General features: G+C 28.7%; 20 protein-coding genes and 1 other annotated feature. Of the genes, 3 read left to right on the top strand and 17 right to left on the bottom strand.

The window, feature by feature from the left end; genetic code table 11:
• The 10 genes from EK368_RS03455 to EK368_RS03500 form a co-directional block, all read right to left on the bottom strand.
• Complete coding sequence (locus EK368_RS03455) at positions 1-1,458, bottom strand: UDP-N-acetylmuramoyl-L-alanyl-D-glutamate--2,6-diaminopimelate ligase (RefSeq protein WP_129596445.1); 1,458 nt, start codon at positions 1,456-1,458, stop codon at positions 1-3.
• Between the two features lie 280 nt (positions 1,459-1,738).
• Positions 1,739-3,724, bottom strand: coding sequence for a stage V sporulation protein D (locus tag EK368_RS03460; protein WP_129596447.1), 1,986 nt, complete (start codon positions 3,722-3,724; stop codon positions 1,739-1,741).
• A 26-nt stretch (positions 3,725-3,750) separates the two neighbouring features.
• Positions 3,751-4,242, bottom strand: coding sequence for a septum formation initiator family protein (locus EK368_RS03465; protein WP_129596449.1), 492 nt, complete (start codon positions 4,240-4,242; stop codon positions 3,751-3,753).
• Between the two features lie 30 nt (positions 4,243-4,272).
• Entirely contained in the window at positions 4,273-5,208 is a 936-nt protein-coding gene (rsmH, locus tag EK368_RS03470) for a 16S rRNA (cytosine(1402)-N(4))-methyltransferase RsmH (RefSeq protein ID WP_129596451.1), read from the bottom strand.
• Between the two features lie 56 nt (positions 5,209-5,264).
• Entirely contained in the window at positions 5,265-5,696 is a 432-nt protein-coding gene (gene mraZ / locus EK368_RS03475) for a division/cell wall cluster transcriptional repressor MraZ (RefSeq protein WP_129596453.1), read from the bottom strand.
• Positions 5,697-5,950: 254 nt separating this feature from the next.
• The gene (locus EK368_RS03480) at positions 5,951-6,103 is read right to left on the bottom strand and encodes a Spo0E family sporulation regulatory protein-aspartic acid phosphatase (RefSeq protein ID WP_165000306.1); all 153 of its coding nucleotides are present in this window, start codon (positions 6,101-6,103) and stop codon (positions 5,951-5,953) included.
• Between the two features lie 141 nt (positions 6,104-6,244).
• Complete coding sequence (gene lgt / locus EK368_RS03485; protein ID WP_423243534.1) at positions 6,245-7,033, bottom strand: prolipoprotein diacylglyceryl transferase; 789 nt, start codon at positions 7,031-7,033, stop codon at positions 6,245-6,247.
• A gap of 5 nt (positions 7,034-7,038) precedes the next feature.
• On the bottom strand, positions 7,039-8,334 hold the full coding sequence (yfmH, locus tag EK368_RS03490; protein ID WP_129596459.1) for an EF-P 5-aminopentanol modification-associated protein YfmH: 1,296 nt from the start codon (positions 8,332-8,334) through the stop codon (positions 7,039-7,041).
• On the bottom strand, positions 8,335-9,615 hold the full coding sequence (gene yfmF, locus EK368_RS03495) for an EF-P 5-aminopentanol modification-associated protein YfmF (protein WP_129596461.1): 1,281 nt from the start codon (positions 9,613-9,615) through the stop codon (positions 8,335-8,337). It lies immediately after the preceding gene.
• A gap of 90 nt (positions 9,616-9,705) precedes the next feature.
• The gene (locus EK368_RS03500; protein WP_129596463.1) at positions 9,706-10,902 is read right to left on the bottom strand and encodes a hypothetical protein; all 1,197 of its coding nucleotides are present in this window, start codon (positions 10,900-10,902) and stop codon (positions 9,706-9,708) included.
• A 136-nt stretch (positions 10,903-11,038) separates the two neighbouring features.
• On the opposite strand from EK368_RS03500, the gene ychF reads away from it, so the two are divergent.
• A complete protein-coding gene (gene ychF / locus EK368_RS03505; protein WP_129596465.1) occupies positions 11,039-12,130 on the top strand; it encodes a redox-regulated ATPase YchF in 1,092 nt (363 codons plus the stop codon).
• 57 nt (positions 12,131-12,187) lie between these two features.
• Here ychF and EK368_RS03510 read toward each other — a convergent pair whose 3' ends face one another.
• The 5 genes from EK368_RS03510 to EK368_RS03530 all read right to left on the bottom strand — a co-directional run bounded on the left by EK368_RS03510 (position 12,188) and on the right by EK368_RS03530 (position 17,665).
• On the bottom strand, positions 12,188-15,244 hold the full coding sequence (locus tag EK368_RS03510; RefSeq protein ID WP_129596467.1) for a hypothetical protein: 3,057 nt from the start codon (positions 15,242-15,244) through the stop codon (positions 12,188-12,190).
• 236 nt (positions 15,245-15,480) lie between these two features.
• Positions 15,481-15,897 (bottom strand): YjdF family protein, encoded by a 417-nt coding sequence (locus EK368_RS03515; RefSeq protein ID WP_129596468.1) that lies wholly within the window; start codon positions 15,895-15,897, stop codon positions 15,481-15,483.
• 146 nt (positions 15,898-16,043) lie between these two features.
• Positions 16,044-16,358, bottom strand: a complete 315-nt coding sequence (locus EK368_RS03520; protein WP_129596470.1) for a carboxymuconolactone decarboxylase family protein — start codon at positions 16,356-16,358, stop codon at positions 16,044-16,046.
• Positions 16,359-16,371: 13 nt separating this feature from the next.
• A complete protein-coding gene (locus EK368_RS03525) occupies positions 16,372-16,899 on the bottom strand; it encodes a PadR family transcriptional regulator (RefSeq protein ID WP_129596472.1) in 528 nt (175 codons plus the stop codon).
• A gap of 67 nt (positions 16,900-16,966) precedes the next feature.
• Entirely contained in the window at positions 16,967-17,665 is a 699-nt protein-coding gene (locus EK368_RS03530; RefSeq protein ID WP_129596474.1) for a M48 family metallopeptidase, read from the bottom strand.
• Between the two features lie 219 nt (positions 17,666-17,884).
• Between EK368_RS03530 and EK368_RS03535 the strand changes: the two genes are divergently transcribed.
• A complete protein-coding gene (locus tag EK368_RS03535; protein WP_129596476.1) occupies positions 17,885-18,646 on the top strand; it encodes a dimethylarginine dimethylaminohydrolase family protein in 762 nt (253 codons plus the stop codon).
• A 14-nt stretch (positions 18,647-18,660) separates the two neighbouring features.
• Complete coding sequence (locus EK368_RS03540; protein WP_165000307.1) at positions 18,661-20,133, top strand: alanine/glycine:cation symporter family protein; 1,473 nt, start codon at positions 18,661-18,663, stop codon at positions 20,131-20,133.
• 44 nt (positions 20,134-20,177) lie between these two features.
• Here EK368_RS03540 and EK368_RS03545 read toward each other — a convergent pair whose 3' ends face one another.
• The gene (locus tag EK368_RS03545) at positions 20,178-21,557 is read right to left on the bottom strand and encodes a sodium-dependent transporter (protein WP_129596480.1); all 1,380 of its coding nucleotides are present in this window, start codon (positions 21,555-21,557) and stop codon (positions 20,178-20,180) included.
• A 118-nt stretch (positions 21,558-21,675) separates the two neighbouring features.
• Positions 21,676-21,961, bottom strand: a binding site (T-box leader).
• Between the two features lie 74 nt (positions 21,962-22,035).
• Positions 22,036-23,745 carry a methyl-accepting chemotaxis protein gene (locus EK368_RS03550; protein ID WP_129596482.1) on the bottom strand — a complete coding sequence of 570 codons (1,710 nt, stop codon included), beginning with the start codon at positions 23,743-23,745 and terminating at the stop codon, positions 22,036-22,038.
• Positions 23,746-23,943: the final 198 nt, after the last annotated feature.

A 23,943-nucleotide genomic window follows, 5' to 3' on the forward strand; every position in this document is an offset into this window, starting at 1 on the left:
TTACTTTTCCTCCCTAAGTATTTCAGAAGCTACTGCTTTATCATCAAAATCAATAATTTTATCCTTAAGAATTTGATAAGTTTCATGACCCTTCCCTGCTATTAAAATCACATCTTCAGGTTTACTCATTTTAATAGCTTCCTTAATTGCTTCTTTTCTATCTTCTATCATTTTATATTTACATGATGTCCTTTTTATTCCTACTTCAATATCTTTCATAATTTTATCTGGATCTTCTGATCTAGGATTATCACTTGTTATCACACAGTAATCAGAAATTTTTCCAGCAACTTCTCCCATCATAGGTCTTTTTGTTTTATCTCTGTCTCCTCCACATCCAAAAACAGTAATAATTCTTCCCTCTACAAAATCTTTTATGGTATGTAGTGCGTTTTTTAATGCATCAGGAGTATGAGAATAATCTACAATAATGTTATGTTCTTTTGTATCAGGAACTGTTTCAAATCTTCCTGGTACCTTTACTGATTCTATCCCTATTTTTATTTCTTCAAAACTATATCCTAAAACATAACATACTCCCATAGCAGCCAAAGCATTATATACAGAAAACATTCCAGGAGTTTGAATAGAAATTTTCCCACTAAATTGAGGTGTCATCAAAGTAAAGGTTGTTCCTTTAGAGGAAGTTTCTATGTCTTTTGCATAAATATCTGCTTGATCATAAATCCCATAAGTAATAAGCTTTGTATCTAAACGATTGACTTCTTGTGCAATTTCTTTCCCATATGGATCATCTATATTGATTATATTTGCCTTGGTAGTTTGATAAAACAGTTTTGTCTTAGCTTTTTTATAATTTTCTATAGTTTCATGAAAATCCATATGATCTGGTGTTAAATTTGTGAATACTCCTATCTTATAAGGTATCCCTGCTACTCTATCTAAATCAAGAGAATGAGAAGATACTTCCATCACACAAGTATTTACTTCTTTGTCTACCATCTCTTTAAAAAGCTTATGTAAATCTAAGGATTCAGGTGTTGTGTTATTTGCCTTATATTTTTTATCTAAAATTTCATGAGCAATGGTTCCTATCAATCCTGTAGCTACATGGTTTTTTTGTAATATACTTTTGATTAAATGAGTAATCGTAGTTTTTCCATTTGTTCCTGTCACTCCAATAAGATTCATAGTTTTGATAGGATCATAATAAAAATGAGATGAAATATAGGCTAATACTTTTCTACTGTTTTCTACTTGAATGATAGTAACCCCTTCTATAAAATCAATATGCTTTTGAACAATCACTACTTTTGCTCCATTTTTTACGGCTTGATCAATATACTCATGCCCATCTGTTTTAAATCCTGCAATCGCTACAAAAGCATAACCTTCTTTTACTTTTCTTGAATCATAGGCAATTCCTATTACTTGTATATCTTTTTTTCCTGTAATTTTAGTAATCTTTAGCCCTTTCATTAATTGATCTATCTTCATATAATCTCCCCTCATATCAATAATTTTCGATTGTTTCTTCATATTTCCCAAATTTGAAAATCAGTGACGAATTTTATGACTTTGTCTACAATATCTATATCTTAATAGTATAGACTTTTATTTGTTTTCATAAACAAAACTCAGCAAAAGGCAACTTCATCCCCAATAATTTTACTATGAATGAAGTTGCCTTTTGTATTTTATTTGTTTTCATTATAACACATAATTTTTATCTTTCTTCAAAATTATTATGGATTTACTAAATAAATTAAGTTGTTTTCTATTGTTTTAAATATAAAATAATCATAGATTGTTCCTGAATATGTGCTCCTGGTTTTGGAAATTGATCTATAATAATTGTATCTGGTTGATCTACCTCATAAGGCTCTGTTTCATATTGTAAATTATGTTCTCCTAATACTTTTGTAGCAGCAGTTAGTGTCATATTCCTTAGTTCTGGAACTACTACTTGATTTTTTTTGTATTCCTTAGCCTCTGCTTCACTAAATCTTGGTTCTACGTCTAGATATCTAAGAGTGTCTTTTAAAATATCATGAGCGGCAGGAGCTGCCGTTTGACTTCCAAAATGGACTCCCTGCGGTTCATCTATTACTACTAAAACAGCAATTTTAGGATCATCTACAGGTGCAAGGGCTATAAATGAAGAATACACTTTTCCTTTTGCGTATTTTCCATTTTCTATTTTATCAGCTGTTCCAGTTTTTCCACCAATTCTATATCCAGGAATATATGCATGTTTTCCCGATCCACTAGATACTACAGATTCCATAATTAATTCTAAATCTTTTGCTGTTTTTTCAGAAACTACCTGTCTAATCATTTTAGGTTCATATCGATGCATCACATTTCCTGAATCATCTACTAATTCCTTTACAATTCTTGGTTGCATCAATTTCCCATTATTTCCAATAGCAGATATAGCATTAATTAGTTGTAGAGGTGTTACAGAAATTCCGTGTCCATAAGACATGGTAGCTAACTCTACAGGTCCTACATATTTTTTATTTTGTATAATCCCACTACTTTCTCCAGGTAAATCAATTCCTGTAGGTTTATTAAACCCAAAAGCTTCTATATAATCATAATATTTTTCTACTCCTAATCGTTGGGCTACTTCTATAAAAACTGGGTTACATGAATTTTGAACAGCTTGTGTAAAGGTCTGTGCTCCATGAGGATTATAATACCTCCAACATCTTAATCTTTGACCAGCTACTATAATATGTCCCTTGCAATAAAAAGGAGAGTTTGGAGTAACTACTCCTTCTTCTAACCCAGCTGCTGATGTAATAAGCTTAAAAGTAGATCCTGGCTCATAAGTATCACTAATGATTGGATTTCTCCACATATCATTCCATATTTTACTTTTTCCTTTTTGATCTGTATTTTCATATTCTCTTTTTTGATTTGCATCTATAGGAATTCTAGGATCATTTGGATTATAATCTGGTTTTACAGCCATTGCTAAAATATCTCCTGTTTTTGGTTCCATAACAATTCCAAATACCCTTTTAGCTTGAGTTTTCATCGCAGCATCTTCAATTGCTTTTTCTACAAAATGCTGTATTACTTCATCAATAGTCAATACCACATTTAATCCATTTTCTGCTTTATAGTACTTATCTGTTCCATAATGTAGCTGTCTTCCTGCTGCATCTGTATTTTTAATCCATCTTCCTGGCAAACCACTTAAATATTTATCATATTGAAGTTCTATTCCTATAAGTCCCTGATTATCATAAGTAGTATGACCTAGTATATGAGATAAAAAATTTCCAAATGGATAATGTCTTCTATTATCTTCTGCAATCCATATTCCTTCTAGTTTTGCCTTTCTAATTTTATCTGCTTTATCCTTATCAATCCACATTTTAATTTTTATAAGTCCAGTATTTCTTTGAGATAACTTTTCTTTTAATTCTTTCTCTTCCATTTCAAGAATCTTGGCTAATTTTTTTGCTGTTTCATCTAGTTTTCCGTCTTTTACTACTTCTACTGGTCTTGCCCAAACTGTATTGGTACTCGCACTAATGGCTAATTCCTTTCCTTTACGATCATAAATGGTTCCTCTTTTTGCAGGAATAGGAATATCTCTTGTTTGCTGAATATGTGCAAGTTGCCTATATTTCTCTCCATTTACAATTTGAATCCATCCAACTCTAAAAATCAATAAAAATAATACAGTGCTTACTGCAAACAATAAAAAAACTAATCTTTTTTTATTAGAAATAGTAGGCGTTGCCAATGATACTGCCCCCTTATGATCAGATACTAATCTAGTAACCCTATTATTTTACTTGTAGTTTTTTTTATGATTGCTACTAGACCTTTCTGATTGCTTTCTTCATATTTTTTTGTCTCTTCTTGTGTGTTTAAAGTATTTTGTATGCTATTACTATTTACATTAATAAATTCCATTTGTGATTTTTCAGGATATTGCATCCCTAATTCTTCTTTTGCTCTTTTTTCAATCCAATCACTTCTTTTTATTTGTTCTACTTCTACTTTAAGATTTTCTATTTGTGCCTGCATTTGATGAATATCCTTATTTATTCCATTTATTTTATATTTTAATTCTGTCAATTGCACATATCCTAATAAAATCCCTATACATAAACTTCCAACTATTAACAGTCCAAAAATAATTTGTATTTTATGAACGGCTTTAACCTTGTTTTGTGTTTTTTTCTTTCTTTCCTTTTTAGGTGAAGGTTGTAAATATTTTTCATTCATATGCTTATATTCCCTCTGTGCTATTATCAAACTTATTCCCCCCCTTCTTTTTTTAGAACGTTAAATCTTTTGTGCTACTCTTAATTTTGCACTTCTAGATCTTGGGTTTTCTTCTACCTCCCTATCAGATGGTAAAATAGGCTTTCTAGATATTCTTTTTAAAATCGCCACTCCCCCACATTGACATATAGGATACTGTGGTGGACATTTACAAGCAGTACTTAAATCTTTAAAGACATTTTTTATAATACGATCTTCTAAGGAATGGAATGTAATGATACATATTCTTCCTTCTTGGTTTAATTTTTCTGAAACCTCTCGTACTGTATCTTCTAAAATTCCTAATTCATTATTTACTTCTATTCTTATGGCTTGGAAAGTTCTTTTAGCTGGATGAGGTCCTTCCCTTCTTGCAGAAGCAGGGATTGCCTTTTTAATAATATCTACTAATTCACCTGTCGTTTCAATAGGCTTTGATGCTCTTTCTTTTACAATAAAGCTTGCAATTCTTTTAGCCCACTTATCCTCTCCATATTCTTTAATAATTCTTCCTAGCTCTTTTTCATCATAATCATTAACAATTTCTTTTGCAGTAAAGGTTGCTCTTTTATCCATTCTCATATCTAAAGGTGCATCATGCATATAAGAAAACCCTCTGCTTTCTTCATCAAGTTGATAAGATGAAACTCCCAAATCTAATAAAACACCATCTATTTTTTCTATATTACTATTTTTTAATATATTTTTAATATTAGAAAAATTATCATGTACAAAAAGTTTTTTATTCTCATAGCCCCTTAATCTATTTTGAGCTGCACATAAAGCTTCTTGATCTTGATCAATTCCAATCAATAGGCCTTCCTTCCCTAATTTTTCACAAATTTTTTGAGAATGACCTCCTCCTCCTAATGTTCCATCTACATAAATACCATTGGGCTTTATATTAAGATTTTCAATACATTCTTCTAATAATACTGAAACGTGTTTAAAATCCAAAACTACACCTACTTTCTACTTTTTAAGATATTATCTACTAATAGAGTGTAAAATATTTAAATTCCTAGTTCAACCATTTTTTCTGCTATATCATCATAGCTTAAATCAGCTATTTCATTGTAAATTTCCCATTCCTCTTTACTCCAAATTTCTACCCTTGTAGATACTCCAATAATAATCACTTCTTTTTCTACCTTAGCATGAGATCTTAAATTAGGCGCAATAGTAATTCTCCCTTGTTTATCTAATTCACATTCTGTAGCTCCTGAGAAAAAAAATCTTACAAAAGCTCTAGCATCTTTATTTGTTAGTGGCAAACTTTTTAGTTTCTTTTCAATCTCTCTCCATTCATTAGGAGCATATACAAACAAACAATGATCTAGCCCTTTTGTCATAATGAACTTTTCCCCTAATTCATCTCTGAATTTAGAAGGAATAATCACTCTTCCCTTAGTATCAATTGTATGAAAATATTCTCCAATAAACAATTTTTCCACCCCATTCTAGGAAAGAGTCACCACTTCTCACCACTTCTCACCACTACTATTTCTATAGGGATAGAAAAAATCCTTCTAATAAAATATTTTTTTTTATAGGTATATGCTCCTCATTTTATAAAATCAATCAAATTTTTGATTTTTTTATCTATTAATCACCTTATATAAAGCTCTTCATTACATTTAAATTCGGGGTTCTTAAAAACAAAAATACCTTTTAGCTCATGCTTAAAGGTATTTTTGTTTTATACAATAATTTTTTTGTTTTGGTTTTGATAAAATGCAGTAATTAATTGATCTAATTGAATACTGACATCATAAATTTGTTCATAACTAGATCCATATTGTATATGATGATTTAATTGTTCTCTTAAAATCTCTATTTCCATTTTCAACATCTCAACACCCCATGTTTTGTAAAATTCATACGTGTATATATTAGTACAATTTCCAATTCGTGTCAACAACATTCTATGACAATATAGTTACAGTTTTATGACATTTCTATATATTCATAAAAATTCATTAAAATATATACCCTATTCGACTTTTTTAATGGTTATTCTTTTTCTTCCAATATATATTACAATTCCGCAAATCATTACGGTGATTAGACTTACTAATTGTGCTACTCTAAAGGAGCCCAGCATTAAACTATCTATGCGAAGTCCCTCAATAAAAAATCTTGCTAAAGAATATAAGCCTGCATAAAGAAGAAATATCTCTCCATTAAATTTTTTCTTTTGATCGTACCAAAGAAGAAAACCAAATACACATAAATTCCATATAGATTCATACAAAAAAGTAGGATGTACCCCTACACCATTTACTGTAATAGCCCATGGAAGATTTGTAGGTCTTCCATATGCTTCTTGATTCACAAAGTTTCCCCATCTACCAATAGCTTGTCCTAAAATAATACTTGGTGCAAATAAATCTGCCATCTTCCTAAAGGGAATTTTATGTTTTTTACAATAAAAATAACCTACTAAAACTCCTCCTATGACACCTCCATGTATGGCAAGTCCTCCTTCTCTAATATTGATCATATGATAAAAATTCCCTGCATAATCACTTAAGTTAAAAATAACATAGTAAGTTCTTGCTCCTATAATCGCTACAGGAATAGCAAAAAGAAGAAGATCAAAGATATGATCCTCTTTAATATTTTCTTTTTTTGCTCTTTTTAATGCTAAAATCGTTCCTAATACCATTCCTATGGAAATTAAAATTCCATACCATCTTATTTCTAATCCAAATAATTGAAACGCTATGGGATTCAATAAAATCAACTCCTTTTCCAAAAACGTATATGTATTTACAATGATATTTTTTAGTGGACGTCTTTTGGAGAAATGATAGATAATACACAACAATCTTGATTAAAATGTTTTTCAAATCTTTTTTGAATATGATCAAACTCTATTTCTTTAAGAACTTCAAGATAATCAAAAATATGTATATTCTTAAAATGATAAGCTACAAAAGTAGTAGCAATATATTCTACAGAATTATAATAGCTTACATATTCTCCAATATGTTTTCTTTTGATTCTTTCAAAATCTTCTTGATCTAGTCCTAAGCTTTTTAAATTTTGAATGTGATTTAAAACTTTTTTAAATACTTCTTTTGGATTTTTAGATTCTCCTCCAATCATAGAATATCCATAATCTACCTCTCCTGTATATTCACTTTCAAAGGTGTCATTTATTAGTCCTTCTTCATAAAGTTTTGTATAAAGAGAAGAACTTCTTCCAAATACCATATCTAGTATTATTTTTGTAGCAATATCTTTTTTAAACAGTTCTTTTCCATCTAAAGAATGATCTACATCTTTAAATGCAATATTAAAAAGAGGAATAGAAACATCTAAATGTTCTTCTATCATATTTTGTACAATAGTACTTGGTTCCTCAGGATAAATTCTTTCTATTTCTTCTTTTATTTTTTCTTTCTTCTTTTGATTTTTTTCAATGATAGAAAATACCTTCTCACAATCTAGATCCCCTACTACAAATACAATCATATTAGAAGGATCATAAAAAGTATCATAACACTTATATAAATCTTTCTTTGTTATTTTAGAAATACTTTCTACGGTACCTGCAATATCTATTTTTACAGGATGATTGTGATACATTGCTTTTAGAGAATTAAAAAACACCTTCCAATTCGGATTATCATCATACATTTTGATTTCTTGCCCAATAATTCCCTTTTCCTTTTCTACATTTTCATCTGTAAAATAAGGAGATTGTACGAAATGAACCAAAAGCTCAAGATTTTCGTAAAATTTGTCCGTTGAAGAAAAAAGATAGCAAGTAGAATTAAAATTAGTATACGCATTTACATCAGAGCCTAATTCTGAAAATTTATCAAATATACTTCCCTCTGGCTCTTCAAATAGTTTATGTTCTAAAAAGTGTGCAATTCCATCTGGAACTTGTGTAATTTCACTTTCTCCCGGAATAATAAATTTGCTATCATTAGATCCATAATTCGTAGCAAATATAGCATATTGTTTTGTATATCCTTCTTTAGGCATAAAGAAAATTTTAAGTCCATTATCCAATTCTTTTACAAACATTTTTTCTTTTAACACTTTATTATTTATTTCATTGACCATCATTTATAAAACCTCCTCTTTCCCTGTAAGGAAGTATATAGTATCTAGCTTAATTTTTTGTGCTACTTTTATAATATCTTCTTTTGTAACATGCTTAATTTTTTCTATCATCTCTTCTATAGTATCTTCATTATGAGAAATAGCTTGAGTATAATAAAACTCTGACATCATATAAGGACTATCTGTCATAGATCGAATAGACGTGATAATCGACTTTTTTGCACTTTCTATATCTTCTTGAGAAAACTCTCCTTGATTCATAGATGATACTTGCTCTTTTACTAAAGACAAAGTTTTTTCATAATTTTCAAATTCTATTCCTGCATTAATAAGCATCAATGATTTAAACTTATCCACCCTCGAAAAAATAGAATAACAAAGACTTTCTTTTTCACGTACATTTCTAAATAATTTAGAATTTGGTCCTCCTCCTAAAATATTTGAATACACAACTAAAGGATGATACAATTCACTTTCAAAAGGAATATTTGTCCTATACCCCAAAGAAAGTTTTCCTTGATTTACATCCATAGGTTCTTTTATGAGTTTTACTTCATAAGGGTTATACTCTATTTTTTCTCTTTCTACCAAAACAACTTCCTTTTGATCAATTTTAATATTTTTTTTGATCATTTTCTCCATTTCTTCTTGATTAAAATCTCCTACTACACAAATATCTACCACTGATGTATGAAGAATTTTTTCATAATGTTTATATAATTCTTCTTCTGATAATTTTTCTAAGTCTTCTATACTTCCATAAACATATAAAGAATAATCCTCCTCTTTACACATTTCTTCTATACAACGATCATATGCATACTTCATCTTATCATTTTTTCTACCTTCAATTTTTTCTTTTAAATTTTCTTTTTCTTGATTAACATAATCATTTTTCAATAAACCATTTATTTTATAAGGATCATTGATAAACTCATTTAAAATATTCATCCCCTTTTGAAATATTTCTGGGTCTTCTATATATTTTCCATTAGGAAGTTTCATGTAAAATTGAAAAATATTTCTTTCTCCTTTTTTAGCTACATCACAGCCTATATAAGATCCATACAAATCTTCCAATACTTTTGCAATTTCTTTAGAAGAAGAATATGTTTTTGTTCCCCTTGGTAAGATCATAGAAATTAATGCATTTTTAGTAACCTCTTCTTTCCTAAGTGGTCTTTGAAAATATACACTAATCAAATTGGTTTTAAATTTATCTGTTTGAATCATATGTAAATTTATATGCTTCCCTATTTGAATGGGCTTTAATTTTTTTAGCAAATGAACTCCTCCTTAAATTATATTTCCTTATATATTTATATCTTAAAACCTCCATATTGTCACTACTTATTATGGTTAATATTTTCCAATCTATACATTTGAATCATCTATACTCCAATCATCTACATTCATTAATCGAATTCTAAATTCTAATTCTTCAATGACTTCATTTGTATTTCCCCATCCTTTTATATATTCAAAGTCTATACTTTCTGTATTTTTTTCTTTTATAAAATCTTTAATGTAATGTTGATCTTCTATTTTATCTATAATATCATCTACTCCAATCAAAAATATTTTACCCACCCCATATTGTTGCAATTGTTGGATGCTATCTTCTATTTCTTCTTTTTTTGATCTCATTTGAACAAATTTTATTTTTCTTTCTTCGTATCCACTACTGATTAATTCTTCTTTGATTTTATCCATAAAAACTCTTTCTTGCTGAATAGCTTTAGGATTGATGGAGCGATCCATTTTTTCAAAAACACTTCCCATAAGTATAATCCCTGTTTCTACTTTTTTATATTCTGTATTTACTAATTTTTTTGCAATAGATCTAGGAATTTTCTCACTATCCCATAAAGGAGGGATAAATTTAATTTGATCATTTGTTTTATAAAGATTTTCTACCTCTAAAGTATGTACAATATATTCATAGTCTTTTGTTTCTGTTAAAAAAACAGGAGCTACCACTATTTTTTCATAATTTCCCTTTATAATCAACTGAACCATTTGAGAATAATAAGGAGTATTATTTAAACAAGATATATAAACATCATATCCATGATCCAATCTATTTTTAAGTTCTCTATGAATTCTTTGTGTAGTATCTATATATCTACTTATTCCTGCTTCTTCATATATTCTTTTATAAGAGTAAAGTGCATAGGGCATAAGTAATTTATCCTTTATATTGGGTTTTCTATTTATATTATGTAATAGCATAGGGATATTATATCTCATAGGTTCTCCATCAAAAATTAACAATACAGCTGTATTTTGATTTTTCTCTATAGATATATTTTCACTTTGATCTTTATGTTCATATTCAAAAGTATATAAAGTATATCCACCTATAAATAAACCTATAATCATCCCTACTATAACGATAGACAAAGAATACATATTTTTTATTTTTATATCCTTTACAAAGGTATATACAAGTATAGTAATACATACTATACTGATTCTCTCTATATGGCTATCCGCTACAAAATAAATAATGAGCAATATTCCAAATAAAATAGATAAACACAAGTTCTCTATACTTTTGCTAAACTCCATATACTCACCCCCTACTTTATTGTATTGAAGCTTTTTATAAAATATGTGAGCAATATAGAGGATTGCCTTCTCTTGATTTATCCGTTATAATTAAATTTGTATAAAAACACAGATCGTTTGAAAGGAAGAATCATAGATGAAATTAGGTATCGTAGGTTTACCAAACGTGGGAAAAAGTACATTATTTAACGCAATTACAAAAGCTGGTGCTGAATCTGCAAATTATCCATTTTGTACAATAGAACCAAATGTAGGAGTAGTTTCTGTCCCAGATCAAAGATTAACTGTATTACAAAAGATATATGAATCTCAAAAAATCGTTCCTACTGCTATCGAATTTTATGATATTGCAGGACTTGTAAGAGGAGCAAGCAAGGGTGAAGGACTAGGAAATAAATTTTTATCTCATATTAGAGAAGTTGAAGCAATCGTTCATGTAGTAAGATGTTTTGAAGATGAAAACATCGTACACGTAGAAGGTTCTGTAGGACCCTTACGAGATATTGAAACTATCAATCTTGAGCTTATTTTTTCTGATATTGAAGTGATTGATCGTCGTATTCAAAAGGCTAAAAAGTTATTAAAGGGAGATAAATCTCTTCAAAAAGAATTAGAACTTCTAGAACGTATTAAAGAAACACTAGAAGAAGGAAAATCTGCTAGAACTTTGGACTTAACAGATGACGAAAAAGAAGTAGTAAAAGGATATAGTCTTCTTTCTTACAAGCCTATTATCTATGTTGCTAACGTTTCTGAGGAAGACCTTTTAGAAGGTGCAGAAAATTACATGGTAAAAGAGGTAAGAGGTCATGCTCAAGAAGAAAATGCAGAGGTAGTAGTAGTTTGTGCAAAAATAGAAGCTGAGATATCAGAGCTTGATGATGAAGAAAAACAACAATTCTTAGAAGAATTAGGACTTGAAGAATCTGGACTTGATAAATTAATCAAAGCTGGATATAGATTATTAGGCCTTATGAGCTTTTTAACTGCTGGTCCTCAAGAAGTTCGTGCATGGACGATTAAAATAGGTACAAAAGCACCACAAGCTGCTGGAAAAATCCATACTGATATTGAAAGAGGATTTATAAGAGCTGAAACTATTTCCTTTGATGATTTAGTATCCGTAGGAACTATGTCTACCGCAAAAGAAAAAGGTCTTGTAAGACTTGAAGGAAAAGAATATGTGGTACAAGATGGAGATGTAATTTTATTTAGATTTAACGTGTAAAAATTAAAAAATATATTAAAAACTCGATTCAAAACGAATCGAGTTTTTAATATATTTTTATTTCCAGTTTTTAAATTTGTTCTTTATTTCTTCTATACTTAATTTATACTTGGATATTTTGTTATTTTTTTGCATTTCATGAATACTTGCTGTTGTAATTAATACTATACCCGTAATCAATAAATATCCCCACCAAGGAATATTTGCCCATAATCTTTGATTTTTAATCAAAACATTTATGATTAAACTTCCTATTCCTACAAAGAAATAAGATTTTTTCTTGAATTGCATACCTCCTATTACAGAAATAAGAGACAGTACTCCAAATATCAAAGCATCTTTCGTTTCATCGTATATCACAATATCTGTTAATAAAATAATAGATATTACAACCAATATTCCCCACTCTATTTTCCTCATTAAAGATTTATATACTGTCCATATTTTACACGAAGCTACCATCTGTATTCCTATCCATGGTAAAAGATCTAACTCCCTTTGAATAATCTTTGGTATTTGTATATTGTTAAGAAATCTATAGTATGGAATCATTAGAGTTATAAGGGTTATTGTTTTCATTATTTTTTTAGCTATTTCCTCTTCTGCTCTATTTATTTGTGAATAGAAGAAATACACCATAAGTATAGGTACTATTAATTTTCCTAATACCCCCCAAGCATCTACTGTGTAATAAAATGATTGAATAAGCATGTGTAATGAAACTACCGAGTACCAATCTATGTGAATAATCTTTACTTTAAGCCCATCTTTACTGACTTCATACAATTTTTCAAATAATAATTCACCTACTATTTTAATAACAATAAATACTACAATAGATATTATTAACATTTTGGTTTGGTCATAATTCAGTTCCTTTTCATAAAAAATATATAAAGATGCAGTACATAAACTAAGAGGTAAGATATTGAATAATTGTAGTTTTTCATAATGTAAAATAGTAAGCATCAGTACCGTATATCCTAAAATAAAAGAAAAATCTATAATCGGATTTTTAAAATGATAGTTTATATAACAAATACTCACAATATTAAATGGAATTAAAAACATTGTAATTCTCTTTTTCCAAAGATCACTGCATTTAAACCAAAGCAAACTAACAAAGGTACCTACTATAAAAGGTATATAGTAATCTAAATTTTTCATCACATTAAAGTATGATGACATATCTGATATGAATTTCCAAAAGGAAATAAATGATGCATATAAAAACATTCTAATTAAAAATTCTCCTTTGTATTTAAATATACTATATACATATACCCCCATTGCAACTATAGATGTGAAAGAAAAAATATTTGTGCTTGTTGGATAAATAAAACTTGCAAACAATATACATACTTGAGAAACCATAAAAAATGATTTCTCTAAAGGATTATTTTTCTTTTCAAAAAATATACTTAATCCAAACAAAATAGCTATGCTTAAAGCAAAATGCTGTTCAAAATAATATGCTCTATTATATACTTGCAAAGATTCATATATTGTAACAGTTCCAAATAATACTACAAAAGGCATGGTCCACTGAATCATTTTTTTACCTATTGCACTTGTACTATTTTTATGTAAAATATACAATACATATGAATATATATAACACAATAAAGAAGCTGTACTATACTGATCTTGTGATAACAATTTTATAATACAAAAAGGTAGATATATAGAAGTTACAACTGCTGTTCCTTCTTTTAATGACCTTGTATACTTCCAATTATTTTTACAATAAAAGATAATAAATATAGTAAGAGTTACTATAAACATAAATAATCCGTAATATTGACTATTTTCTGACCAGAAAATAAAATATTTTTCATGTCCTGCTATTATTAGAAATATACTTGTTAGATATGAGCATATCTTATTTTCAGTTTTATATGACAAATACATATAGTTGAATGCAATAATCATATAAGAAATCAATCTTGCTATTGAACCTTCTTCTATATTTCCTCCTACTCCTTTAAAATATATGTATATAAATACTAATATCTGTGCTATTGCACTTGTATATTTAAAATTCTTTTTAAGTATGTCATCCTTTACTAAATGCTGATCTAGTCCTAAAAATATAAATCCTACAATTGCAAAAATAACTATATCCAATTCTCTCAATTCTAAATGACTAACAAATTGATATATTCCATAAATCAATAATATACTAAAAACATAATGATATTCTTTTTTGTTATAAATAAGCATGATACCAAGATATAATATTGAGACAAGAATAATATTTAGTCCATAAAAAATTGTATTCTCCAATAAAATCAACATACCTAATGCACTAAATCCTAAATTGAATTGGATAAATAAAAAAAGCTCATTAATAAATAAAGATAGATTTTTTCTTTCTTTTAGTTTTCTATGTCCTAATAATAGCAAACTATTATATACAATAATCCCTAAATAAAATAAATCCCTTGGAAGATATAATGACGCCAAAATAAAATTTATATTTAAACTTAAAGCAATAAAACTAAACCAAACATAAAGTCTATTCTTATATTTGAAAGAACTATACACATATACTATTAAGCAAATGCATGCTCCTATAATTCCAAGTACATATTTGCCCTCTCCAAAAATAGAAAGCCATGGACCAAAAAGTTTGAAAAACCCTGCTGACAATATTGAAATAGGTATCATCAAACTACCTAAAGCCCAAAATGCAATAGAAGTTTTTTGGATTTTCAGTTTCTTTTCTGCGAATACACTAATTCCAAAAAACATAACTGAAACCATAGTAAGGATGATTGTTTTCGTCATGTTATTCATTATACTCCAGTTTGTAGTAGCTAAAATAAGTCCAGACATTAAAATAAAAAATACTCCTAAAAATAATACCACGCTAATATTTCTCTCTCTTATTTCTTGAGAAGATAAGGCTTTTTTAGGTTTTAGCTGATCTTTTGATATGAATTTTTTATATTCTTTCTTCTTTCTTTGATTCTCTTGCATTTTGATATTTCTTGCTTTACAATAATTTGAATAAGCATTTTTAACGTTTTCATATTCTTCTATAGAAATAAAATCTCCTTGTTTCATATTCAATAGCTCTTCTTGAAAAATTTGATCTCTCATAGAACTCATAGAATCCTCCATCTTCTAATACTATTTTTTCTTTAGTATTTCATGTAATTTTTACATTTATTTACAAACCCTTATCATTCTATCTACATTTTACCTTTAATTTCTACATTTTTCAAATCAATAGTATTTTTAAAAAGAAAAATGCCATAAACTAAAATCATTTAGTCTATAAGCATTTATATATACATGAAGAAATTTAATTTTTTCTATAAGAAACTTTTTTCTTTTTATATCTATCAATGTCCTTTATGTTTTTCTTTTTTCTTTTGTTGTTTTAGCTCAAATTTTCTTTTTTGCTCTTCTTCTTTTTTTTCTTTTGATCTCTTTTTTCCTTCTATTTTGTTTTCTTCGTATTGAAGTTTTATAGCAAGTTGAGCTTTTGTTTCCATTCCATTATCTTCTACCTGCTTTTTTATTTTTCTTTGAAGCCTTTTGGGATTTATTTTTTTATCAATTTTTTTATCAATAGGAATAGAATTTGTAAATTTTATATTGTAAAATTCTTTTAATATAAAATCATATACATCATAATCTTTAGGCTCTGTACCAAATACAATTCTTGAAGCCTCATATCTTCCATCATAAGTTCTTTCAAATACCCCTACCCAAAAAGGATCTTCAAATAATACAGTTAACCTAATACTTATTGTCATTTTTAAATACCTCCTGATTCAATCATCATAAATAGAGAACGGACAACCCCAGGAGGGAAGGTTACTTCTATCTGTTTATAATGGATAGGTTCGGACTACCAACCGAAACTGTGTTTTTATCTCCAATTACCTACTATATATTTTTACTAAGCATCATAAGCTTTTAATGCTATTGGAAGGGATGAAATCACAGCATTTCCTACTGCTGGCAATCCTATTAATATAGCACTTATAACTTCTTCTCTAGTTGCACCATGGTCTTTTGCTTGCTTCACATGAAAAGGTATTCCACTTTCTAATTTAGCTGCTGCTAAAACTGCAATATATGAAAGCTCCTCTGTTTTTTTATCTAGTGCACTCGCATGATCTAATTTTTGTACTGCACCCATCCATGCTTTTGCATGTTCTGGTGCTTCATTCATAAAAGTCTCAAATGCATTACTGATTAAAGATTTTTCCATATGATACATCTCCTCATTTAAAATTTTCTTTGATAAAGTTTTCAATCCAATTGATCTCAGCATCTATACATCCAATAGGTCTTTCAAATAAAGCCTTTATATGTGGTCTTTTTTGAGCCGTTGGATGCTGATGGTACTTTTTTAAAATAAACCCCCTTCTTTTTGTCAAATTTTCTTTACGCTTTATAATGGCTTTATAAAATCCTTCTTTAGAAATCAAATAAGAAAATGCCATCCCAACATCAAATTCACTTAAATCACGACTGTACTCACTTAATTTTTTGATAATATTTTCTTTAAGAATTTCCTTTGTTTCCTCTTTTATAAAATACACTTTTCTTTTAGGAGACCCATATTCCTTTTCATACCTGGAGTCTATTAAATCTTTTTTTTGAAGTTTGTTTAAAGAGTTATAAATAGAAGAAAATCCTATATCTGTCCATTCTCTCATATTTCTTTGTTCTATAATAGATTCCATTTCATACCCATAATAATCTTTATCATATAAAAGAGATAATAATACGATTTCAATTTGAGTCATAACTTTCCTCCTATTCTATATTTAGAATAGCATTTTATAATACACTTGTAAATAATAAATTTATTATTTACAAGATAAGTTCTATCCCATGAATCTTTAGCCATTCTCTTCTTTTTTTATAATCAGGAATGATACTTTCTACCAATTCCCAAAATTGTTTTGAATGATTCATATGAACAAGATGGCACATTTCATGAACTACTAAATAATCTATCACTTCACTAGGTGCCATGATAATTCTAAAGTTAAAGTTGAGATTTCTCTTTGAACTACAACTTCCCCAACGAGTTTTTTGATTTTTCATTGTAATTTTATTAGGCATTACTTCAAAATATTTTTGGAAATAATTTATTCTATCTACTATTTTTTCTAAAGCTTTTTGTGCATACCACTTTACAATGATATCCTTTAGAGCTTTTTGATCTTTTTCTTTCATTGTAACAATTAACTTTTTATCTACCATTTCTACAGAATTTTTGGCAGTAGGATTTATAATTATTTGCAGTGAATAATTTTTCCCTACATACAAAAAATTTTCTCCATTTATGTATTGCTTTTGTATACAACTTATTTCTTTTAAACAGTCTAATTTATTTTGAATCCATTTCTCTTTTCTTTTTAATACTTCTATCATTTCTTCTTCTTTTGCCTTTTTCGGTGCTTTTAAAATCACCAAATCTGGTGGTTCTATTCTTATTTCAAAAGTTTTTCGGTCACTACGCTTTATTATATATTGAAACTTAAAATTACTATAACTCATTTTCATATCTAATCTCCTTTTTTCTATTTATTATATCTTATCTTATTATATTTTCGAATCATTTTATCTCTACAATCATTTACTCTTTAAAAAAATTTTAAGTATGTTCACTTATGTAAAAATAACATTTTTTAGAATTAATTTATATTTTTTTATATTATACTTGAATTTTTATTCACTAGGAAGTATAATTATAAAAAATAAAATATTTAGGAGGAATTAAAGATGTTTAAAAATGTTATTGTAAGAAAACCAGGTAAATCTATAGTAGATGGTATAGGATCTGAGCGTTTGGGTAAACCAAATCATGAAAAAACATTAAAACAACACAACTCTTATGTTGAAGCTTTAAAGAAAACAGGAGTAAATGTAACTATCCTAGAAGCTCTAGAAGAGTATCCCGATTCTTGTTTTGTAGAAGATACAGCTGTATTAACTAAAAAATGTGCAATCATATGTAATCCAGGAGCTGATTCAAGAAATGGTGAAAAAATATTTATGCATGAAACTCTAAAAAGTTTTTATGAAAATATAGAAGAAGTAAAAGCTCCAGGAACTATTGATGGAGGAGATGTTATGATGGTTGGAGATTTTTTCTATATAGGATTATCTAACAGAACTAATAAAGAAGGGGCTATACAATTTATAGAATTCCTTAGAAAGTATGGTTATAACGGAACTATAGTACCTCTAAAAGAAGTACTTCATTTAAAAACAGGTTTAGCCTACTTAGAAAACAATAACCTATTAATAGCTGGTGAATTCATAGAAGATCCAAGATTTAAAGATTTTAATAAAATACTTATCCCCGAAGATGAAAGTTATGGAGCTAATTGTATTTGGATGAATGGTTATGTATTAGTTCCACAAGGATATCCAAAGACTAAGAAAGCTATAAAAAATTTAGGGTATGATGTAATTGAAGTAGACACATCAGAGTACAAAAAATTAGACGGAGGGCTCAGTTGTTTATCTCTTAGATTTTAAAGAGGAGGAATATAATGTTCTTAGAATTTTTAGAAGTTCTTGTTTGGGAATATATGTGGGGTGTTCCTCTTATTGTGGCAATATTAGGAGCTGGTATTTATTTTACAATATCTTCAAATTTTTTTCAATTTAGATATCTATCTCATGCCTTTAAAAAAACAATAAATGAGATATTTAAAAAAAATCGTGATAAAACAAATGATGGTATAGTTTCACCTTTACAAGCTATGAGTATTGCAATAGGAACAACAGTTGGAGTAGGAAATATCGGAGGAGTAGCTACAGCTATTGCATTTGGAGGTCCAGGAGCTATATTTTGGATGTGGGTAGCTGGTTTTGTTGGACAAATCATAAAAATGACAGAAATTACTTTGGCAGTTCATTATCGCTCTAAGAATACCTATGGTTGTACATATGGTGGACCAAATTACTATATGCAAAAAGGTATTGGCACAGAAAAGAAAATGAAATCACTCTACCATTTCTTGAGTTTTCTTTTTGCTTTTGGATTTCTTGTAGCTTTCTTTATCAATATACAAACCTATACTGTTGCTGAAGCCATTGCAGATACCTTTAATATTAACATGATCACTTCAGGGATCATATATACCGTATTACTATATATCATGATAGCAGGTGGGCTTACATCTCTTGGTAAAATTGCTTCGATTCTAGTTCCTTTTATGGTTTTATTTTATTTAAGTAGTGGACTTTTTATTATATTTAAAAATATAATTCAATTGCCTTATGCCTTTGAATTAATATTCAAAAGTGCCTTTACTGGTACAGCTGCAACTGGAGGCTTTTTAGGAGCAGCTTTTTCTCAAGCTATAAAAGTTGGAATGTCACGTTCTGTATTCAGCAATGAAGCAGGTTGGGGTTCTGCCCCTATGATACATGCCTCTGCAAAGACAAATCATCCTATAAATCAAGGTATACTGGGAGTATTTGAGGTTTTTATTGATACTTTTGTAATATGTTCTATTACAGCTTTAACTATAATTATGACAGGTCAATGGTCTTCTGGTTTAGATGGAGCTACTCTTACTCTTTCTGCCTTTGAAGTAGGAATAGGAACACCAGCTAAAATTATCATAGCTATAGGAGTATTTTTATTTGGTCTTACCACATCCTCTGGTATATATGCTCAAATGGAAGTCGTTATAAGGTATCTTGTAGGAGAAAATAAAAAGAAAGATTTATTATTAAATATGTATAAATGGCTTTACCCTATACCAAGTTTAGCTTTAGTATTTATTGCAGTTTATTATGAATTTCCAGGTACTATAGTTTGGCTATTTTCAGATGCATCCTCTGCCTTACCCATTTTTTCTAATGTTATAGCTTTAGTATTATTGTTCCCTAAATTTATGGAATTACTAAAAGACTATAAAGCTAGACATTTAGGAATTGGTAAAATTGATCCTGATTTCAAAGTATTTTATGAAGATGATCACAAAGTAAATACACAAAAATTTAAATCATAGCATAAAATAACAAAACCATCTCTATTGTAGAGATGGTTTTGTTATTATGATAATATGGCACTAATTACATCTTTAAATGAATTAATTAGAATAATTAAAACTGCTGGTGGAACAATAAATTTTATTAAAAACTTCCATACAGGTGCTAAAGGAAATTTTATTCCTCCTCTTTTGATCTCCTCTATTGCATTGTCAGCCCCCCATATCCATCCTACAAAGATAGAAAGAAGTAATCCTCCTGAAGTAAGAAGTATATTAGAAGTTAGTTTATCATAAAAATCAAAGAAATTTAGACTTCCTAAAATACGAAGATCACTCCAAGGTCCCATAGAAAGAGATGCTGGTAATCCTACAATATATATAATGATTGAAATAATAATAGAAGATTTTATTCGATCTGCACCTTTTTCATCTACAAAATAAGATACACATACCTCTAGCATAGATATAGATGAAGTCAAAGCTGCAAAAAGTACAAGAATAAAAAATAATATACAAAATACATTTCCTAAAGGCATACTTGCAAATACTGCTGGTAATGTAACAAACATAAGTCCTGGTCCTTCAGAAGCTTCAAATCCTAATGCAAATACTGCTGGTAATGTTGCAAACCCTGCTACCATAGCAATCGTTGTATCTAATAAAGGGATAGAATTCGAAGGTCCTAAAAGATTTGTATTTTTGTCTAAATAGCTTCCATAAGTGACCATAACACCCATCCCTATGCTTAAAGAAAAGAATACCTGTCCTAACGCATTCATAATCACATTCATATCTATTTTTGAAAAATCAGGTATTAAGAAAAATTCTACTCCTTTCATAGCTCCTGGAAGTGTTACAGATCTTATAGCGATCATAATCAACATCATAAAGAGTGCTGGCATCATTATTTTACTAGCTTTTTCTATTCCTCCACTAATTCCTCTTACCACAATGAGTAATGTAATGATCAAAAATATTCCTTGGTAAGTTATACTAGCTGTTGGAGAAGATATAAAACCTCCAAATATTTCTCCTAAAAATTTTGGATCTTTAATAGCCAAATCTCCACTTAATGCTTTTATCAAATAATAAATTACCCATCCTCCTACAGTACTATAAAAAGCTAATATAAAAAATCCACAAACAACACCTAATCCTCCTACGAAAGCCCAGTTCTTTTTGATACTTCTATATGCTCCTACAGCTGAAAGTTGAGTTTTTCTTCCTATGGTAATAGCAGCAAGCATAAGAGGGAAACCTATTAAGATTAAAAATATAAAATAGATCATAACAAATGCTCCACCACCATTAGTTCCTACACTATATGGAAATTTCCAAAGGTTTCCGAGTCCTACTGCTGAACCTGCTGCTGCAAGGATAAATCCTATCTTAGATGTCCATTGATCTCTTTGTTTTCCTTGACTTTTATCAATAATATCCATTGTAACCCTCCTTTTTTTAACACAAACTTAATTTTTTTCATATCTGACCGGTCAACATTTAATTCATATTTTGAAATACAAAGCGCTTTTTAAGCAAATAAAAAAGCCTCGCCCCCTATATAGAGGCGAAGCTTGGATTCACGGTACCACTCTACTTTATCTATATGATAAAATCATTTAGATAATCTCTTTTCTAGTCTGCGTTTAAAATATATTGATCAAGTATATTCAAAAGCTAAACTATAGTCTTCATAAGGGAGACAACCCTTTGCTCCTACTTGGAAACCTTTTGGAACAAAAACTCTAGAGTGAATATTCACATTGTCTTATAACATCAGGCTCTCATCTACCCTGACTCTCTGTAGTTACAGTTTCAATGCTTTTCTCTCTGTCATCATCTTTTTCTATATTATTTTTATACATTTTATCATATCCTAAATCTATAGTCAACAATTTCAAAATATTTTTTGTAAATTTTCTATTGGATTTTAAATTTTCCAATCATATCATTTAAATGATTCGATAAATTAGATACTTCGTGTACTTGGCTTAAAATATTTTGCATATGACTATTTTGCTCTTCTATTGAAGCTGTAGTTTCTTCAATACTTGCTGAACTTTCTTCTGTAATGGCTGCAATTTCTGAAATCGATGTATTTACCTTTTGACTATCTTTCGTAATCTCTACTAGATGAGCAGACATTTCCTTGATTCTATCTCCCATATTAGAAACTTTATGGTTAATTTCTTCAAAAGCTTCCCCTGTATTTTTTACACGAATCGTTCCCTCTTCCACTTTCAAATATCCTTTTTTCAAAGACTCACCCATTGATTTGGATTCAAATTGTATCCCTACTACTATCTTTGTAATTTCTTCTAGAGAATGTTCTACTTGTTCAGCTAACTTTCTAATTTCTTCTGCAACAACTGCAAAACCTCTTCCCGCTTCTCCCGCTCTTGCTGCTTCTATAGCTGCATTTAATGCTAACAAGTTAGTTTGTCCAGCAATTTCATTGACTACTTGTACCAATGTAGAAATTTCTTCTGATCTTTTTTCTAATTCTTCTACCTTTGTGACAGAATTTTTTACTGTCTCATTGACAGAATTCATTTGTTTTACTGATTCGATCATCTGTTGATTCCCTTTTTGTGACATATTCAAAACAATTGTAGATAAGTCATTTAATTTTTGCCCATCCTCATTTGCTTGTTCAATTAGTTTATTAAATCCTTCTACTGAATAAGAAACTTCACTAGCAGAACTTGCTTGTTGTTCAATTCCTGCTGCCATTTCTTGCATAGTAGCAGATATTTGTTCATTTCCTGTTTGTACTTCTTTTGATGATTGGTTTAATAGATTTGTATTTCTATTTACATTTTGTGAAACTTGAGAAATAGATTGAATCATTTCTTTTAAACCTTGTAAAAATTTATTAATTGCATAAGCTAATTCTCCCATTTCATCTTTGCTATTTATATTAATTTCCTTGGTTAAATCTCCTCCATTTTCTGCTAATTCATTTAATTCTTTTTTTAATATGTTAATAGGACGAATAATACTTTTAATAATCAAAACTGCCATAATCACCGCTAATATCAAAACAGTTACAATTCCCATTGACATTTTTTTCATAGAATTTTTATAAAGCTGATTTCCATATTCACTAGATCTTTTTGCACTATTTTCATTGTATTTTAAAAGTTCTACTAAATTATTAGATACATCATCAAATAATTTTCTAGATTCATTAGACATAATATTTGTTGCCTGTTCTTTATTAAATTCTCTACTTGCACTTACAATCTGATGATTTATATTTATGTATTGACTCCACTTTAATTTTACATCTTCAAATATTTTTCTTTCTTCTTCTTCTTTGATATATTTTCCATAATCATCTAATGCCCTTTGAATTTTTTCATTATTTTCATTCATCTCTTTTTCTAAATTCGCTTTTTCTTCAATGATTGTAGATGCAATATGGTCAAATTCTTTGATTCTAAAATCAAAAGTCATAGTATTCATAGCATGTAATAAACGAATACAGGGTATTTCTTCACTAGCAATAATGGAAGATTGATGATTCACATCACTCATAACACCTTGCATATACACTAAAAATCCTATAAAAATAATCAATAATACTGCAAAGCTTAAAGATAGTTTAGATTTAATATTTAATTTCATTTTTCTTCTTTCCTTTCTTTATTAAAATTTATATGGTCCTATACAATATTCATCAGTACAAAGAATCTTGTTATATTTTATCAAATTTTGTATAATCATGTATGCAACTTAAGTCCTTATTTTTATAGCCTTTCACTTTTTTATTGCTTATTCAACAAAATATATCTATCAGCAATATCGAGTACATCTTCATTTAAA

Source organism: Anaerophilus nitritigenes, from assembly GCF_004138215.1.
In the GTDB taxonomy this organism is placed as follows: Bacteria; Bacillota; Clostridia; order Peptostreptococcales; family Thermotaleaceae; genus Anaerophilus; species Anaerophilus nitritogenes.

Excerpts from the sequence above, each read along its gene's own strand:
- EK368_RS03455 (WP_129596445.1), bottom strand. The coding sequence starts at position 1,458 with ATGAAGATAGATCAATTAATGAAAGGGCTAAAGATTACTAAAATTACA.
- EK368_RS03480 (WP_165000306.1), bottom strand. The coding sequence starts at position 6,103 with ATGTTGAAAATGGAAATAGAGATTTTAAGAGAACAATTAAATCATCAT.
- yfmH (WP_129596459.1), bottom strand. The coding sequence starts at position 8,334 with ATGATGGTCAATGAAATAAATAATAAAGTGTTAAAAGAAAAAATGTTT.
- EK368_RS03500 (WP_129596463.1), bottom strand. The coding sequence starts at position 10,902 with ATGGAGTTTAGCAAAAGTATAGAGAACTTGTGTTTATCTATTTTATTT.
- ychF (WP_129596465.1), top strand. The coding sequence starts at position 11,039 with ATGAAATTAGGTATCGTAGGTTTACCAAACGTGGGAAAAAGTACATTA.
- EK368_RS03510 (WP_129596467.1), bottom strand. The coding sequence starts at position 15,244 with ATGAGTTCTATGAGAGATCAAATTTTTCAAGAAGAGCTATTGAATATG.
- EK368_RS03515 (WP_129596468.1), bottom strand. The coding sequence starts at position 15,897 with ATGACAATAAGTATTAGGTTAACTGTATTATTTGAAGATCCTTTTTGG.
- EK368_RS03520 (WP_129596470.1), bottom strand. The coding sequence starts at position 16,358 with ATGGAAAAATCTTTAATCAGTAATGCATTTGAGACTTTTATGAATGAA.
- EK368_RS03525 (WP_129596472.1), bottom strand. The coding sequence starts at position 16,899 with ATGACTCAAATTGAAATCGTATTATTATCTCTTTTATATGATAAAGAT.
- EK368_RS03530 (WP_129596474.1), bottom strand. The coding sequence starts at position 17,665 with ATGAAAATGAGTTATAGTAATTTTAAGTTTCAATATATAATAAAGCGT.
- EK368_RS03535 (WP_129596476.1), top strand. The coding sequence starts at position 17,885 with ATGTTTAAAAATGTTATTGTAAGAAAACCAGGTAAATCTATAGTAGAT.
- EK368_RS03540 (WP_165000307.1), top strand. The coding sequence starts at position 18,661 with ATGTTCTTAGAATTTTTAGAAGTTCTTGTTTGGGAATATATGTGGGGT.
- EK368_RS03545 (WP_129596480.1), bottom strand. The coding sequence starts at position 21,557 with ATGGATATTATTGATAAAAGTCAAGGAAAACAAAGAGATCAATGGACA.
- EK368_RS03550 (WP_129596482.1), bottom strand. The coding sequence starts at position 23,745 with ATGAAATTAAATATTAAATCTAAACTATCTTTAAGCTTTGCAGTATTA.